Origin of the sequence: Helicobacter sp. 12S02232-10 (assembly GCF_002272895.1) — a bacterium.
Taxonomy (GTDB): Bacteria; Campylobacterota; Campylobacteria; order Campylobacterales; family Helicobacteraceae; genus Helicobacter_J.
In genome coordinates this window covers 1-1,737 of sequence record NZ_MLAQ01000028.1, presented here as the reverse complement: position 1 = coordinate 1,737, position 1,737 = coordinate 1, and the positions used below count along the sequence as shown (strand labels likewise).

General features: G+C 36.6%; 1 protein-coding gene. It reads left to right on the top strand.

Annotated elements, in window-relative coordinates:
• Nucleotides 1-1,737: hypothetical protein (locus BKH41_RS09910; protein ID WP_180762812.1), on the top strand; the 1,737-nt coding region annotated here is incomplete at both ends.

Genomic DNA, 1,737 nt, shown 5'->3' with positions numbered 1-1,737 from the left:
CACACCTTCTCAAAACTTTCAAAATAAAAATTCTTCTAAATCCAAAAAAAGATTTTTTCCTCTATTTTCTTTTGTCTTAGCAGCTTTATTATTTCCATTTAGTGGTGAGATTTTAAGAGCTGATGATATTGTAAGCGGTGATAATCCTTGTGCATTAGGTGGGGCTGGTGGGGGTACTTCTTGTGCCCAGCTCATTGCTTCAGATCCTCTTTTTAGTCTGACCAAAAAAACAGGCAATCAATGGGATTTCGTTCTGACTAGTTGGTTAGAAGAACCTAAGGCGATTACTTTGACTGGTAATCACGTCATCATCAATAATATCAACAAAGGAAGGATTTTTAACACTAAAGCTCATTTTGATTTTAACAACTCGCTTTGGACTGGCGGATTAGAGTTTGAAAACTACCAATCAGGGGTTTATAATTTTACAGGGAATTATGGAGGTTATGCGTTCAAAGGCAATATCTTGACTTGGGATTCAAGCAATGAAGTTTTTAATTTTAGTAAAAATGCCAATATGCTCGGAAATATAGATATTGTTTATGCAGAAGTCCATAATAAATACAATTTCAACCATTCTTCTTTAGAGGGCAATATCAGGAATTCTTTTAACTTAGCAGGAAATCGTGTTCTTCAAGATTTCACTTTTACTGGCAATTCAGATAAAGGATTTGCACTAAAAGGAATGAATGGGACTAATTCCCAGCTTTACAACAATTCCTTCAATCTCAACCTGACTTTCACAGATGGTGCAAAAGCCTATGCCGATGTGCAAAACTTGTGGAGTACCCTCATAACCCTCAATAAAAAATCTTCATTTCAAGGAGATAGTGTTACAAATAGTTCAGGCTTGACTATAAAATTGGATGATCATTCTACATTCACTACCTCAAAAATCACCAACACAAACACAATCAATGCCACCATCAAAAATAACTCAACCTTTTCAGCCGCGACCTTCGACCATAACAGCGGGAATTTTAATTTCAGTTTCAGTAATAGTTCTGAATTCAACGGCGGTGATAGCACTAAATCGGTAGCAATAAAAATTTGGAGAGGTTGGAACAATACCATCACGCTAGATAATTTATCAAAAGCCTATGCCAACATCACAACTGATTATAATGGACAATCCATCAATATGAAACCTCGATTCACATTGAATGCCGATAATCAATCTACCTTCAAGGGGAACTTAACATTCTCGACTGATTCGGTTGTCAATTTTAAAAATAACAGCTCAATAACAGGTCTTGTCAAAGTTGATCAAAATTATTATAACGATCCTTTTAGGAGTGATTTTACCTTTATAGATTCCTCTTTGGAATATGACTCCACTGCTTCAGGCACTACCGTGATCCAAACTGATGATAAGCATAAAAGCTACTCACCAAGTGCTTATTTTACATTTAGCGGTAACAATACCTCTAAAAACTATGCTCTTAAAGGTGATATATCAAATGGATTGGGTACGATTACTCTCAATCTCAATAATCAAGCCAAATGGCAAGGCTCTATCAACAACGGAGGTGGTACCACCAATGTTAATTTAGACAATGCCACTTGGACTGGCAATAATGATACTGCAGCCTTTTTAGGTTCAGGTACTGTCAATGCCCACTTCACCAACAATGCTTCAATGACAGGAAAGCTAAAAAACTCTACAGCAAGCACTTGGAATTGGACAGCAGATAATTCGACGATTGATACCTCCACAGGAGGCATTGCAATTGGTAA